Origin of the sequence: Clostridium fungisolvens, from assembly GCF_014193895.1 — a bacterium.
GTDB classification, from domain to species: domain Bacteria; phylum Bacillota; class Clostridia; order Clostridiales; family Clostridiaceae; genus Clostridium_AR; species Clostridium_AR fungisolvens.
The window spans coordinates 434,247-450,368 of sequence record NZ_BLZR01000001.1; the positions used below are offsets into that span (position 1 = coordinate 434,247).

11 protein-coding genes and 1 other annotated feature are annotated in these 16,122 nt (G+C 30.2%); of the genes, 9 read left to right on the forward strand and 2 right to left on the reverse strand.

The features are described 5' to 3' along the window. The first annotated feature begins 7 nt into the window (after positions 1-7). The 5 genes from bsdtw1_RS01680 (at position 8) to bsdtw1_RS01700 (ending at position 5,687) form a co-directional block, all read left to right on the forward strand. Complete coding sequence (locus tag bsdtw1_RS01680; protein ID WP_183275866.1) at positions 8-490, forward strand: hypothetical protein; 483 nt, start codon at positions 8-10, stop codon at positions 488-490. 880 nt (positions 491-1,370) lie between these two features. Then, a complete protein-coding gene (locus bsdtw1_RS01685; RefSeq protein WP_183275867.1) occupies positions 1,371-2,147 on the forward strand; it encodes a hypothetical protein in 777 nt (258 codons plus the stop codon). A 13-nt stretch (positions 2,148-2,160) separates the two neighbouring features. Continuing rightward, positions 2,161-3,288, forward strand: a complete 1,128-nt coding sequence (locus tag bsdtw1_RS01690) for an AAA family ATPase (RefSeq protein ID WP_183275868.1) — start codon at positions 2,161-2,163, stop codon at positions 3,286-3,288. 150 nt (positions 3,289-3,438) lie between these two features. Further along, positions 3,439-4,773, forward strand: coding sequence for a vWA domain-containing protein (locus tag bsdtw1_RS01695; RefSeq protein ID WP_183275869.1), 1,335 nt, complete (start codon positions 3,439-3,441; stop codon positions 4,771-4,773). A gap of 269 nt (positions 4,774-5,042) precedes the next feature. Next, positions 5,043-5,687: a hypothetical protein gene (locus bsdtw1_RS01700; protein WP_183275870.1), complete on the forward strand. Its 645-nt coding sequence runs from the start codon at positions 5,043-5,045 to the stop codon at positions 5,685-5,687. Between the two features lie 371 nt (positions 5,688-6,058). Here the strand turns inward: bsdtw1_RS01700 and bsdtw1_RS01705 are convergent, their stop codons facing one another. Next, positions 6,059-6,385, reverse strand: a complete 327-nt coding sequence (locus bsdtw1_RS01705; RefSeq protein WP_183275871.1) for a HesB-like protein — start codon at positions 6,383-6,385, stop codon at positions 6,059-6,061. Positions 6,386-6,541: 156 nt separating this feature from the next. On the opposite strand from bsdtw1_RS01705, the gene bsdtw1_RS01710 reads away from it, so the two are divergent. Both bsdtw1_RS01710 and bsdtw1_RS01715 read left to right on the forward strand, forming a co-directional pair. Then, positions 6,542-7,282: a spermidine synthase family protein gene (locus bsdtw1_RS01710; protein WP_183275872.1), complete on the forward strand. Its 741-nt coding sequence runs from the start codon at positions 6,542-6,544 to the stop codon at positions 7,280-7,282. A 476-nt stretch (positions 7,283-7,758) separates the two neighbouring features. Continuing rightward, positions 7,759-9,198 carry a sensor histidine kinase gene (locus bsdtw1_RS01715; RefSeq protein ID WP_183275873.1) on the forward strand — a complete coding sequence of 480 codons (1,440 nt, stop codon included), beginning with the start codon at positions 7,759-7,761 and terminating at the stop codon, positions 9,196-9,198. Positions 9,199-9,248: 50 nt separating this feature from the next. Here bsdtw1_RS01715 and leuS read toward each other — a convergent pair whose 3' ends face one another. Continuing rightward, entirely contained in the window at positions 9,249-11,699 is a 2,451-nt protein-coding gene (gene leuS / locus bsdtw1_RS01720) for a leucine--tRNA ligase (protein WP_183275874.1), read from the reverse strand. Positions 11,700-11,960: 261 nt separating this feature from the next. After that, positions 11,961-12,177: a binding site (T-box leader), on the reverse strand. Between the two features lie 679 nt (positions 12,178-12,856). Here leuS and bsdtw1_RS01725 point away from each other — a divergent pair. Both bsdtw1_RS01725 and bsdtw1_RS01730 read left to right on the forward strand, forming a co-directional pair. After that, positions 12,857-14,596, forward strand: a complete 1,740-nt coding sequence (locus tag bsdtw1_RS01725) for a methyl-accepting chemotaxis protein (RefSeq protein WP_244638088.1) — start codon at positions 12,857-12,859, stop codon at positions 14,594-14,596. A 460-nt stretch (positions 14,597-15,056) separates the two neighbouring features. Beyond that, a complete protein-coding gene (locus bsdtw1_RS01730) occupies positions 15,057-16,097 on the forward strand; it encodes an LCP family protein (protein ID WP_183275875.1) in 1,041 nt (346 codons plus the stop codon). The last annotated feature ends 25 nt before the right edge of the window (positions 16,098-16,122 follow it).

A 16,122-nucleotide genomic window follows, 5' to 3' on the forward strand; every position in this document is an offset into this window, starting at 1 on the left:
ATGTAAAGTGACAGAAAGCTATATGAGAGGTATAGTTGTTGGTATAATAATTGTTATATATGCTACTTTTTATATAATTAATAGGGCAAAGAAGCCCAAAAACAAAGAACAGTACATTAGGAAGATACAAATGTATTATGCTAGAAAGAATATGAAAAAGACTATCGAACTTTCAATGGAAGCTTTAAACAGATTTCAATTGGATATTGAGGATAAGGTAACTGTACTTATTGCAATAGCAAATAGTAATTATGAATTGAAAAATTATGTGGACGCTATAATGTACTATAATGAAGCTTTTAATATAACATTTATTCATAAAAAAGAATATCATTATTCGGAGTGCTTTATATATGCACTAGATTGCCTAATAAAGCTAGATAAATTGGAAAAAGCTAAGGCTTTATTCAATAAAATTATTTATTCAAAAGAGGAAAATAAAGAATTTAGAAAACTAATTGTGTTTGCGAAAAAGAATAGTTTGATTTGAACTAGCTAAAAACTTCAGATAAGATTGGTTTTGAAAATAAATTTATAGGATAAAAGAAAGGTCTTCGAATATATTACTTATTAATTCCATTACTGAGAGTATATTGATGCCTTCATACAAATAAAATCAATAAACTTTATAATTAAATTAGTGAACATACTCATTTAGTAATTAAATGGGTATGTTCACTTTTATATAGTAAGTCAGTAGATTATAATTGAGTTTTTAAGTTTCGTCTAAATAGCTTGTTGTATATTTACCTTAGTAGAATAATTTTTAATATATGCTAAATGTACAATTATAGTATGTGTTATAGTTGCTTTAGCAAAAAAATGTCTTGAGGTATAAAGTTATTGAGAAAGTATAATATGAATTGTATATTTTTATTAAAAATAATTTGCATAATGAAGATAGTTACTTCAGTTCCAATAATGCTTTTAGGTGGTAAGGCAAAAACAGAATTGGTTGAAGGATTGTAGAAAAAAGGCAGTATAACAATCATTGATACAAAAATAAAAAACTTATAAAAAACGTAATAGACTGATGTTAGTGGGTACTGGAATGGTAGCATTAGCTGGAATAATAGGTATATTAGTTCAGAGATTATAATAATGGGTAGCTCATTAGTACTTTATGCGATAAATTTATTTAAATATTTGATAATTACTATTATCTAATATATAGTAATATTGTAAGATAAGATATTGGTAGAATTGAACATATAAATGTAAATATAAAGTTGATGAATTTTATCTTTTTATGAATATAAAATTTTATAATTATAAAAAGATAAAAAGATAAAAAGATAAAAAGTTAACAATTTATGTGTAGAATCAGGCTTGAGGACCTTAAGTAGGTTTAAGAGAGAAAGGAATTAAATATGGCAGATAATGAACTTAGAAGTATATTAGACAATCCTATTTCTATAAGAAATATAGAAAATCCAAACATAGAATTAAAGCTAGCTGCTGTTAAGAACAATGGATTTGCTATTCAGTATATAAAGAATCCAGAATATGAGGTTCAATATGAAGCAGTTAAAAATAATCCTTTAGCTATAGAGTATATTGAAGACGTTGCTGAAGATATAGCGGTTATGGCAGTTAAGAGTCTTTGGAATTCACTAAAGGTTATAAAGAAGAAAACTGAGAAGGTGGTCACAGAAGCTGTAAAAGCTAAGGGGTGGGCTATACAATTTGTTGAGCATCCAAGTGTAGAACTTCAACTTATGGCTGTAGCTAAAGATTATGATGCAATAAAATATATAAAAGATCCATCTGAAGAGGTACAGCTTAAGGCCATTGAAAGCTACTGGGGAGCTGTAAGATTTATAGAAAGACCGACCTTGAATGCTAAAAGAGCTGCTGTTAAGGCTAGTGAAGAGGCAATTAATTATATTTCGAATTTTGATTATGAAGATATAAAGCTTTTTATAAGAGACAATATAAATGTAGTTAAGTATATACATGACAGCATAGAGGTGGACATGGTTGTGGAAGTACTGATGGAGGAGTTTGCAAGAGAAGATATCAGTGCTGACTATGTAAGAAATTATTTAGAGCTTGAGATACTTGATATGAATAAAGTAAGGTTTATAAGTGAGTATGGAAGTAAAAATGCTAAGAAGATTTTAGTTGATTATAAGCTATCGATGTAGAGAAGGTGACGGTATGAATTTTGGTGAAGCATTAAAAACAGTTGAATTAATTTTAGAGGCAGGGGATGTGCCTCTTATTATAGGTGAAAGTGGAATAGGTAAAACTTCTTTAATTAAGGAGTTATGTGAAGAAAATAGATATTACCTGGTAAATATAGACGCTAATCTTCTTAAAGAAGGAGAAATTGGGGGATTACCAACAGTTGAAGATAGAGATTATCTGATAGGTGGCAAAAAAGTTAAGAGGAAAACTACTATTTATGCTACTCATTCTAAGCTTGTAGAAGTTGATGAGGCTTTAGAAGATGGAAGTACTGATTCAGTTTTACTTTTTATAGATGAGCTTAATAGATGTGAGCATGCAGTACAGCAGGAACTTATGAATCTTATACTCAATAGAGAGATTAATGGATATAAATTATCTTATAGAGTTCATGTGGTTGCTGCTATGAATCCTTCGAACAAGTATGATGGTTTTGAGGAAAGTGATTATCAAGTTGTGGACATGGATCCAGCGCAAGAGGACAGATTTGTTTGGATCAACATGGATTCGGATGTTAAGTCGTGGATAAAGTGGGCAATGGGTAAAGGTAATATACATGGAGATGTCATTCAATTTATATCCACTTTTCCAGAATATCTTCACACACCAGATTCTAAAGATAGCATTAAAGCGACTCCAAGAAGTTGGGAAAGAATATCTAAATCTTACAGGGTTTATTTAAAGCATAAAGATAGCATATCCTTTGATATATTCTACAATGTGGTTAAGGGAAACGTAGGAACTAGCATTTCAGGAGATTTTATAAACTTCGTAAAAAATTTGAAAACACCGCTTATAACTGCTGCGGATATATTTGAAGATGATATTTTATCTTTTGAACTAAAAGAAAGAACTAAAAATGAAAGTCATTCTAGACTTTATATAATTGCTAAAAACTGCTTGGAATTCTTGGACGGTTTAGAAGGAAAAAGAAGTAACAAAATAGCTGTTTTCTCAGAATTATTAAAGGCATATCCTAAGGATTTAAGGCTTGGAATAATGAAAGAGATAAAAAGTGACTATTCTTCCAGTGGGTTATATAAAGAAATTTTAGATACAGAAGACTTCTTAGATGCATTCTTCGATATATTTGCATAGTACTTGCAAGACGATTATGAGTAAATTATATAAAATGCTTCATATTTAAATCCTTCAAGATAAAGATTCATAAAATTACCGAAATTTTTATTTTGAGCCTAAGGATTGAAGTGTTCTATCTTTAATTCCCTAATAAGGATGTGATAATATATGAATTTTGATATAAGAAGAAGAGAGTTACTGAGGGAAGTAACCACTTGGGAAAGTGAAAATGATGTTAATGAGAGTTTTAAAAGAGGCTTTAATGAGTTAATAGAACAAGTGATAATAAGTATGCTAGAAAAAGAAGATAACTTTTTTGGTCAATTTCTTGTACAAGTAAAGAGATGTATTAAACTAGATATAACTTGGCCGATAGCTACTGAGCCACTTATATCAGGCTTTAACATGTATTTTAATCCGGTTTTATTTCTTCAATGCGAGCTTAAGGAAATGCAGGCACTTTTTAAACATGAAATCTATCATATAATGTTAGGGCATTATGAAAGGCAACGGGCTTTAAGAAATAAATATTCTAATATAGCTATAAGTAAGGCTATGGATATAGCTGTAAACCAATATATTGAGCATCTTCCTGCTTGGTGTGACAGACTATATACTGTGAACTTAGAATATGAGCTTGAACTTAAGGAAGATATGACAATGGAGCAGTATGCTGAGGAAATACAGAAAGCAATAACTAAAAAGGGTAAGAAGGCAATAGTAAAAACTAAAGAGAATATAGCTACAAGTATTAATGTAGAAAGTGCTCATGACACTTGGGAAAATTCTAGTATATCTGAAGATATATTAAAAGAGATAAAGAAAAAAACTGCCCTAAATGCTTATAAAGGGAAAGCTCCTAAAAATATTGAAAAATATATATTAGCGCTAGATGAAAAACCTGAAATTCAATGGAGTGATTACTTAAAAAAGTTAATACCTTCTGTAAGATGTGGATATAAAAAAACAATTACCCGTAAGGATAGAAGACAGCCAGAGAGATTAGATTTAAGGGGGAAGCTTCCAAGTGTATTGCCTAAAATTTTAGTGGCTATTGATATAAGTGCATCTATGAGTGATAAAGAAGTAAATAATATAATGATTGAGATTTTGGCAATATCAAAAAGTAGAAGTGCAGAAATCACAGTGATCGAATGTGACAACGAAATAAGAAGAGTATATGAATTAACATCTCCAAAAGATATAAAAAAGAGAATAAGTAAAAGTGGAGCAACTAAATTTTCACCAGTGTTTGAATATATGAAGAAAGAGAATATGAGGAATCATATTTTAATATATTTTACTGATGGGGTAGGTGAACAAGACCTTACTGTAAAACCAATAAATAAAGATATCCTATGGGTACTTACTGGTAAGGAAGAACTTAGCTTGAAGAAGTATCCTGGAATAGTAAAAAGGCTTACTAGAGAAGAAACAATAAAATATGGATATGATTATGGACTTCAAGCTATGAGAGATGTTATACATGACTGGGCTAGGTAGAGATATATCACTTAGATTTCAACAATATTCTTAGGAATAGCAATAATATAAAGCTAATCATGAAGAGGAATATATAAAGATGCATATTGTGTTACATTATGTAACGTTAAAAAAGTTAAATTAATAAAAAATTCATAATCTTCGTAATATCCAATATAGATGAATGATACATCCTATGGTAAAATGTAATCTATAGGGATTTATACGAAGATTACGAATTTATACATGTTTGAGTTTGTCTTAAGCCTTGTAGCTCGGGGGGAGATTATATGGGGAAGTTTAAAAATTCTCAGTATGTTACTTTTATTGTGGTAGTTTTACTTATAAGTTTGATTGTAAATGTTTTCTTAAGTATTGATAACGGAAACTATAGGGAGAGGATTGGAAAAAAATCTTCTGATGAACTAGAGACAATAATACATGGAAATGAAACTATTAATCAAATATTGGCTAATTCAATACAGAGCAAGTGTATATTAAAAACTGATTTGGTCAAGTTATCTTCCCAGTATGATCAAGTGTATCTAGGAGTTTGGAAGTTAATGGATGACTATTCCTATTATAAGCAATCTAAGAGATTTACATTTAAAAATGATTCAAATATTAATTATGATATTACAAATGACACAATCAATAAGATAAAGCTTTATGTAAATAAGTTTGTTGAAAGTAATGCTAACTCAAATGGGGACAAGGTAGAACTTAAAAGCAATGATTTGCTGAACTTTAAAAAGATGAATGATTTTTCGAAGGAATTAGATGCTTATTTCCAGTCGACTATAAAGAAGAACTCTAATGATGGAACTTACGACGGAATGAAGGATAAGATAGAAGTTAAGAATTTATGGATTGATATGTTAAATAAGATATTTAACATAAGTAATAACTATTCAAGCTTTGAGTTTAAGGCTTAGAATTTAAGGTGTGTTGAAATTAAGGTGCTACTACATCCGATACTTTAATGAACTTCGCAAAGAATTAATATGATTTTCTTCAATGAAGTTGCTAAAACTGTATAACTCACTACGTTCGGACAATACAGTTTTTTTACGCAACTTCATCTCCGAAAATCATTTAATTCTAATAGCTCGTTCATATAGTATCTCCGTAGCATCACCTTAATTTCAACAATAACATTAAACTGATATAATATTATTGTATTGTAAATTTATATAGCTATGTATAATAATGAATTAATAATATAAAAATAAAAGGAAGAGATATTTATATCTCTTCCTTTTTGAGGATAATTATTCAAAATGATTACCTAAGGTAAAAGTTGTTACTAGTGGCAACCACCACAAGTACCACAGCCGCCTTCAGGTTCAATTATTGGTCTTAGTGATAAGCCTCTGCCATCATTTTCTTCTGTTGATAAAATGATAAAACCACCAAATTCATCAACTAAATTAGGCTCTACAAGGAAAGTAATATCATTTACTTTTTCAACTACATCATTTTCATGTGATTCATCAACAGAAATATTAAATACTGGACCACTACAACCGTAACCTGCAAGGTTTATTCTGATGTTGTAGTTATCAATTTCATTTTCATCTAAGAACCCTTTGAATTCCTCATAAGCTGGTGTGCTTATTGTTATTTTTTCCATAAAAATCACCTACTTGATAATAAATAGTATTTAAAACTTGTTTTCAGTATATACCTATTAATTACTAAATGCAAGTGTTTTGATTTATTATAATGTTTGAATATGTTGGAAAAAATGATACAATATAAATATAAAATATAGAATTGAGGGGACAGCATGATTCCGTTTGAAGAGGAATTTTATATTGATAAACTAAAGATATATCACGACAAGTTAAAAAATACTAAAATTAATAATCTGATTATAAGTGAGAATTATTTAAATAGATTAGAAGGGTATCTTTTTTTAGAAGATGGACTTTCATATAATAATAAATTACAGATACTAGAACTCACTAATGGTGAAAAAAGGTATATGGAGCTTTCGCCTAAGGAAATCCAAGGTTCTTTTGAGGCTATTAAAAAGGTGAGAGGAAAAGTTGGAGTCGTTGGACTTGGAATGGGGTACTTCGTTCAAGAAATATTACAAAAGGAAGAAGTAACTGATATAGTAGTTTATGAAAAGGATAAGGATGTAATCAGTCTTTATGAAGCTAATTTTGGTTCTAATAAAAGAGTTAAATTAATTAATTGTGATGCATTTGAAGCTCACAAAGAAACTTTTGATTTTTTCTACGTAGATATTTATAATTATGAACTTTCAAAAGATGTTGTGAGTCATTTTATTAAATTCAATGAGCTTCATAACATAGAAAATTATTTGTTTTGGGGAATGGAACACTTTTTGTTAAGTTGTAAGGTGGAAGAAATAGCTTGGGTATACATACCAGAGTTATGGATGGGAATGGCAAAAGATTTATTTGAGAGATTTAATGATTCAAAATATATAGATTACTTTAAGCAACTAGATGAAGAGTTAGTAAAAGATGTATTGGGTTGTTTCGCAAAAGTACTTTAGTATAGTTTTCTTAAGTAAAGATTTATGTTATCTACGGAAAGACTGATGTGCAAAAAATGAAATATATTTGCCTGTCAAGTTTTCTTCTTATCCATTTGAAAAGGCAGATACGTTAAAAAGTTCGCTGAAGAGAATCATTTCAGTGAACTTTTTTTTATTTACATAAATAGAAAATTAAAGAAGTTAAACTTAGATACGATAATAAAGAGTTGTTATACTAGAAGAGTATATATACATGCAGGAAAGCTGCTTAATCGGGAATTTATTTTTAAGGATTAATAAAGTTCTGAGAGTAAAATTTTAAAATATGAATTTGATAGAAATATATATTTTAATTAATAATTATGCTTCAAGATATTTGAATTTAAAATAAAACTTTATATATTATGTATAATTATGTAATTCTATATAATATTGTGTTATAATCTGTAAGTATGAAAATTTTGATGTTTTATCATAGTAAAGGATGAAGTATGGTGAGTTTATATTATTTTATAATAGTTATTGTTTCGTATGCGATTTTTTCAACGATATTCATGATCTACAATATAATAGAACCTAAAAAATATTTTGGATATATATCATTAAGTCATATTGTAGGGATATTCACTACAGTTGCAACTTTATATAGAGAAGTTTATCATAATTCAATAGCAAAAGGTTTATCTGTATTTTTCTTTCTAGCCTGTCATTTCATAATATACATAGGACTATTAGAATTTATGGGAAAAAGGATAAGAAAATCATATATTACTGCAATGTTTATAGTACTGATTATGGACCTAGTTGCTATTTATGATTTTAATATAGTTTCTGTTATTATACATAAGGTGCTTTTAATGTCCATTTACATATATATAGGAAAGAAATTTATTAAACATACAAATACAATAAGCAGGAGAGCTTTTGGGATAGTTGCTATATTTCTTTCATCATTCCAGATTATTTATTTTATAGCGAGTTTATTTTTAGACCTTCAAAGATTTAAGATAGATCTTGTGGCTTATTTGGTGCAAAGTTTCATATTATCTTTACTACTTATAGCAGTTACTATAGAAGAGTCAAGAAAGAATATGGATTTAAAGTTAATGGATCTGAAGAATCAGGTTGAAAATAAAAAGATTATGTTAGAAGAAGCTTATGAAGTAGATAAGCTTAAAAATGAGTTTATAGTAAATATATCACACGAGTTAAGGACACCTATAAATGTACTTTATAGTAGTATACAATTGATCGAACATACTGATATTAAAAATAATGAAGATAGTGTAAGAAATTATCTACTCAGTATGAAGGGTAATGTAAGAAGACTTATTAAGCTTGTAAATAACTTCATATATATAAGTGCTATTGATACAGGTTATATGAAATTAAAAATGGGCAACTACGATATAGTAGAGTTTATTGAATCTTTAACTTTGTCAACAGTTGATACTGCTAAGGATAAAAATGTAGAATTAGTATTTGATACCGAATTTGAAGAACATATGATAGCCTTTGATAGTGAAAAGTTAGAAAGAATTATGCTAAATCTGCTTTCAAATGCTTTTAAGTATACAAAAACGGATGGACACATTGAGGTAGTTTTATCTAAAGAAAATCAGTATATAGTTATAAGCGTAAAAGATGATGGTGAAGGAATACCTGAAGACATGCAAGATAAGATATTCGATAGATTTGTAAGAGGAAGTAGTTCTCTTGTAAGAGAAAACGAGGGAAGTGGCATAGGACTATCTTTGGTGAAGGAACTTGTAGAAATGCATGGCGGGAAGATTCTACTAGAAAGCAAAGTTAAAGAGGGAAGTACCTTCAAAGTATATTTACCTGATAAAGAAAAAAATGATTTAGCTATCAATTCAGTTGAAAGTCTAGTAAATAGCGAAAATAAAGATATAGAATTCTCTGACTTGCTTTAGTATGCAAAAAGACCACGAGTAAAATCGTGGTCTTTTTTGAGGTCAAAATTCTATTTTACAACTATATTAACTAAACGTCCTTTTATAACTATAACCTTAACGATTGTTTTATCAGCAGTAGCATTCTTTATTGCTTCATCTTCTAAAGAAGCAGCCTTAATTTGTTCATCATTAAAATCACTTGGGATAACTATTTTAGATTTTATCTTACCATTTACTTGTATAGCTATCTCTATTTCGTCTTTTACAAGAGCCTTAGGATCAAATGTTGGCCAAGAAGCATTAAATACAGAGAATTCATTGCCAAGTGATGCCCAGTTCTCTTCTACAAAATGAGGTGCAAATGGTGCTAAAAGCTTCAAATAATCATCTAATACTTCCTTTAGGAAAGTAGGATTTATAGTGCTTTCTTGAGTATACTTAGATAAAGCATTGATAAATTCCATCATTCTTGCTATAGCTGTATTGAATTGCATCTTTTCAGTATCATCAGAAACAGCTCTTATTGAATTATGTCTCCAGAAGTTAAGTTCTTTTTCAGCCTTATCAATTGTTGATTTAGTATTCTTACCTGAATCAATAAGCTCTTTTGAAGTCTCTATTATTCTTTCGATTCTTTCAACAAATCTGTGAACCGATTTTATACCATCGTCACTCCATGCGCCACCTTCTGTATAAGCAAAACCAAACATTAGGTACATTCTAAATACATCTGCACCGTATTTTGAGATATAATCATCAGGAGATATTGTATTTCCTTTTGATTTACTCATTTTTAGTCCATCTGGTCCAAGGATTAAGCCTTGATGAGTTAAGGATTTAAATGGTTCGTCAAAGTTAACGTAGCCCATATCTCTTAATGCTTTAGTTATAAATCTTGCGTATAGTAAGTGCATGCAAGCATGTTCAGGTCCACCTACATATTTGTCTACAGGAAGTATCTTGTTGATCGTTTCAGTATCAAAAGGTTTCTCTGTATTTTTGTTATCTGGGTATCTTAAATAATACCAAGAAGAACAAATGAAGGTATCAAGAGTATCTGCTTCACGTTTTGCAGGTCCACCGCAGCAAGGGCAAGTAGTGTTCATAAATTCTTCACTCTTAGCTAGAGGTGATTTTCCATCTGGAGTGAACTTAACATCATATGGAAGCTCTACTGGAAGATCTTTTTCTGGTACTGGAACTGTTCCACATTTTTCACAATAAACTATTGGAATTGGAGTTCCCCAATATCTTTGTCTTGATACTAGCCAGTCTCTAAGTCTAAAGTTTACTTTTTGCTCTCCAAGATTACTTTCAGCTAGTTTTTCAACAACCTTAACCTTTGCTTCTTCAGTTGTTAAACCGTCAAACTCTCCACTGTTAACAAGTACACCATATTCAGTATATGGAAGTTCATCATTTCCACCATTTTTAGCTGCTATCACTCTTTCTATAGGAAGCTCATACTTAGATGCGAAAGAATAATCTCTATCATCATGAGCTGGTACTGCCATTACTGCACCTGTACCGTAAGTTGCAAGTACATAGTCACCTACCCAAATTGGAACTTCTCTGTTGTTTATAGGATTTATAGCATAAGAACCAGTGAATACACCAGTTTTTTCTCTTGTTATAGATTGTCTTTCTATATCTGATTGCTTTTTAGCTTCTTCTTTATAGTTTTCCACGTCGCCTTTGAATTCATCCTTAGTGATATCGTCAACTAATGGATTTTCCGGTGCTAATACAACATAAGTTACTCCGTTTAGGGTATCTACTCTAGTTGTGAATACATCAAATTTAATATCTGAGTCTTTCACTTTGAAGGTAACCTCTGCACCAGTTGATCTTCCAATCCAATGTTTTTGCATGGATACTGTCTTTTCTGGCCAATCAAGTGTATCAAGCTTTTCAAGTAATTCATCAGCATAATCAGTTATCTTAAAGAACCATTGAGTTAAGTCTTTTTTTGTAACTTCAGTTGAGCATCTTTCACAAGCACCATCAACTACTTGTTCATTTGCAAGAACAGTATTACATGAAGGACACCAGTTTACTGGAGCTTTCTTTCTATAAGCTAAACCTTTTTCATACAACTTTAAGAACAACCATTGTGACCACTTGTAGTAGTCTGGTGAACAAGTTATAACTTCGTTATCCCAGTTGAACATTGCACCCATAGCTTTAAGCTGTTGTTCCATTGTTTCAATGTTATTATAAGTAGAATCCTTAGGATGAATTCCAGTTTTTATAGCGTAGTTTTCTGCTGGAAGACCGAAGGCATCAAAACCCATTGGCTGGAACACATTGTAGCCCTGCATCTTTTTAAATCTTGCCCAAGAATCAACTGGTCCATAGTTAAACCAGTGACCAGCATGAAGCTGACTTCCTGATGGATATGAGAACATTTCAAGCACATAAAGCTTTTTATCTAAATTCTCTTTATCAAATTTATATAGATTAGTTTCTTCCCACTTTTTTTGCCATTTTTTATCTACGGCAGTACTGTATTTTCCCATTACTTTTCCTCCCTTAATGCTTACTAAAATATTAATAATTAAATGTTCTAGTAAATTTTTATATAAAATGAAAAATCGCTAAAGCAACTTTCTTTAGAGATTTTTTTGCGCATCTGCCTTTTCTTAAGCGTATGTGCAAAATCTTACAGGCGACATATTCTTCTTTTTTTTTATTCTTTAACTTATACTATGTCTTAAGTCTGTTTGTATAATTATCAATAGATATAATTTCTTAAAGAATAAAAAAAGCCCTTCGTCTCCAAAAGAGACGAAAGGCATGATCCGCGGTACCACTCTTATTAGATCAGTGAATAATAAAATATTCATTGATCTCACTTAATTTTATAACGGAAAATCCGTACCTGATTTTCTTCAGGTATGCTCCATGGCGAGTTCATATTGTTGAAACACTGTGTCGCACCATCCCACAGCTCTCTGAAGATTCTAAAATACTACTATTCCAATTCACAGCTTTAATTATTATATTTATTTACATGATATTATATATTATACGAAAAGTTACAGTCAATAGCAAATAATAAAATTTATAATATAAGTATTTAATTCTAATAGCTTGCGCATTTAACATCTCATGTATAGTCAATTAATTTCAACAATTTTTTTAAGCATAGCCCTAAAATAGAACTATAATTAAAATCTTTGTATCACATGAAAATCACATATTTACTTGATATTGATTCAACAATTATTTTATATAATTCTAAATGTAAGCAAAACAAAATATTAGTTACTAAAACTTTAGATGTAATTTATATATGCTGGTATATCTTCCCCCCTTTTTAGATACTATCAGCATATAGAATTTTTCTAAGAAAGGTGCTAAAGATTTATTATTCGTGGATTAATTATAGTTTTAATTTTTGATAATAGTTGATAACATTTGACAAAATTTATAGTATAATTATTAATAAAGGTATAGTAAATTCAAGATGAAAATTATTGCAGGTTTTATTTCTATTATACTGCTTGTAGAATTTTACTAGGCATGCTTATAAGATTGAAGAACAAAAGATGTGTTTTTATAAAAATGAAATTGTTTTCAAAGCCTTTATATTTATTATGGCAAAAGAGGACAAGTATATAAGCATTGAGATAAAGCACGTCTCTATTAAAAACATTTAAGGGAGTGGGTAAGGGTGAAATTGTTAAACAGGATGAAATTATGGCAAAAGATGAGTGTACTTACGGTTAGTTTTTTAGTCTTTATTGGACTTATGGGAGGAGCTTCTATACTTAGATTATCAGATTTGAACTCAAAGATAATTGAGCTTAATGATGAAAGACTTACACCAATAGTACAATTAGAGGATATTAAAACAGGTATTGATTCAATAAAATACGATACTAATACACTTATGGATGAAACTGATACTAGTACAATAGCTAATACAAAAGCTACTATAGCAACAGAAGTTGCATCAGTAACAAAAGCATTAGATAAACATAAATCAGATCCTGAGTTTAAAACATTGCTTGCTGACTTTAACTCTTTCTTACAAGCTAAGGATGCCTTTATAAATAATGCTGAAGAAAGAGCTAATGAGAAAGCACAAGGTGTACAAGGTCAACCAGGACAACCAGGGCAACAAGGACCACCAGCAGCTGTATCAAACTTTGACTCAATGAAGAATACCTTAACAAAGGATTTCAATAAGATAATAGATAAACATGTAGCGGAAGCAAAAACTACATATGACAGTAGTAAAGTTACTTATACAACTACTAGATTGGCTTTATTTGGGCTAATAGCTATTTGTGCTTTAGTTTCAATTGTATTATCTCTTATTATAATAAGAGCTGTGGTTGTGCCTGTAAGAAGAGTTACTTCAAAGCTTAAAGAAATTAATGAAAGCAATGGTGATTTAACTCAAAGAATAAATTATAACAGTAATGATGAAGTTGGAGAATTAAGCAAAAACTTCGACAAGTTTATGGATAAATTACAAACAATAATTAGAGAAGTTGCAGTATCTGCAGATACTATATCTTCTTCAAGTGATCAACTTAATGCATCAACTGCTACTTCTACCGAAAGTCTTGAAGAAATATCAAAAACGGTTATGGAGATATCAGCTTCAACTTCAGATGGAGCTGCCGCTGCTGAACAAACAACTGCTAGTCTTATAGAAGCTGCAAGTTTCTCTGAATCTACAGCAGTAGCGAGTAAGAATACGACAAACAACGGAAGAAAAGCAAAAGAAGCTGCAGAAAATGGTGAACTAAAAGTAAATGAAATAGTAGAATCAATAACAGAAATTGCAGAATCATCTAAGGAAGTTTCATCAATAATTAATGATCTTGATGTTTCCTCAAAGAAAATTGGTGATATTATAAAGATAATAACTTCAATATCAGAACAAACAAATCTTTTAGCTTTGAATGCAGCTATTGAAGCAGCAAGAGCTGGTGAGGCTGGAAGAGGCTTTAACGTAGTATCTGATGAGATAAGAAAGCTTGCTGACGAAAGTAACAATGCAGCTAAGGAAATCGCTGAGTTGGTTAAAGAGAATCAGATTAAATCTGCTACTGCAGTTCAATCAGTAAGTCAAGTTGAGGATAAGGTAGCTCTTGGAGTTTCTAAGGCTTCTGAGGTTAGAGAAACTATACAAAATATAATAGATAGTATTCAAAATATAGCAGCTCAGATTGAGCAAATTGATGATGCTAATGAACAACAAGCAAGAAGTACTAAGGAAATAGAAAGAGCTATAGGAAATATTGCTTCAACATCAAATGAAATAGCAGGAAGAACTGAAAATATGAGTGCTAGCGTACAAGAACAGCTTAGTGCTATGTCTGAAATAGAAAGAACTACAGATGAGTTATTTGAAATGTCTAAAAAGCTTAAAGAAATAACATCTGGATTTAGAGTTTAAGGAATGCTTTATCAAACATAAATTAACCATAATAGAATGATTTTGAATAGTAAAAAAGATTGATGTACTTGCATCAATCTTTTTTACTGTTTGAGAAAGTATAAAATTTATGTCACCTGCCAGTTTTTCCTCATATGTATTCGGAAAGACAGATGCGTTAAAAAAGCTCACTGACGAAGGTAGTTTCAGAGACTTTTTTATGTTAACCAAAACTACTATTTTCAATTTCGTTGAAAGCTTTTTAGGTCATACAGTAAAAGATAAGTTTTCGTTATGAAAACCTATAAATAGTGTCTGATAGAAATGAGGTTTATGGGTATTAAAACTATACTTAAGGGGAATATAAGTTCAATTATAGGATAAGACAACGCCACAGTAATTGTAACTTTTATGAAGTGAATTAATTAATTTGGTATGATATAATAAGTTGACATTTTACTGTTAAGAGGAGAAGTATAATATGGGGAAACGTTATAAGAAGAAAGTGAAGAAACCAATTAATAAGAAAAAGAGAGTATTAATAGTTGCTACAGTTGTTATCATTATAATCGGGCTGGTTATTGGTATACCATATTACATGCTAAATAGGCAACTTTCAAAGATACATAAGGCTGAACTTCCTACCAATATAGGAATTGATAATAATTCCTATTTAGAGAAAAACAAAGAATTGCAGGATAATTACATTAACATCTTATTGATGGGAGTGGATTCAAGAGCTGCAGATCAGGATGCAAGATCTGATTCTATGATGATTGCAACCATAGATAAGAAACATAATAAAATAAAACTAGCTTCCCTTATGAGAGACATGATTGTCGATATGACAGGACACGGACCTATGGAGGGATTAAATCAAGATAGATTAACTCATGCGTATGAGTACGGTAAAGCTGAATTAACTTTAAAAACCGTTAATGAAAACTTTAAGATGAACATAAAAAACTTTGTGGAAGTTGACTTTTTTGGACTTGAGAAGATAATAGATCAAGTTGGCGGAGTAGAGATAAATGTTACTTCAGAAGAGGTTCCATATTTAAATGCCTATGTAAAAGAAGTTGCTGGAATAGAGAAAGTAACTCCTAAATTAGTTACGAAGCCTGGGCTACAGCTTCTAGATGGAAAGCAGGCAGTTGGTTACGCTAGAATAAGATACGTGGGAAATATGGATTTTCAAAGAACAGAAAGACAAAGAACTGTTTTAACAAAGGTTTTAGAAAAGCTTTCTAGTATGAATCCATTGCAACTAAATAATGCAATTGGTGAAATGCTACCAAATGTTACTACAAGTATGGATAGATCAGATATAATAAGTTTATCTAAAGATGTGCTTTTAAAGAAGATAAATAAAGTAGAGCAATTAAGAATTCCTATAGATGGGCATAACGGTACAATCTATGTTAGAAATACATATTTTTTAGGCTGGGACAAAAAGGAGAATCTTGAAGCACTTCATAAGTTTATATATGAAGAAGATTACAATGAGGAGTCTATAAAATAGCCTGGATTTATAAAAAGGTTTCTGT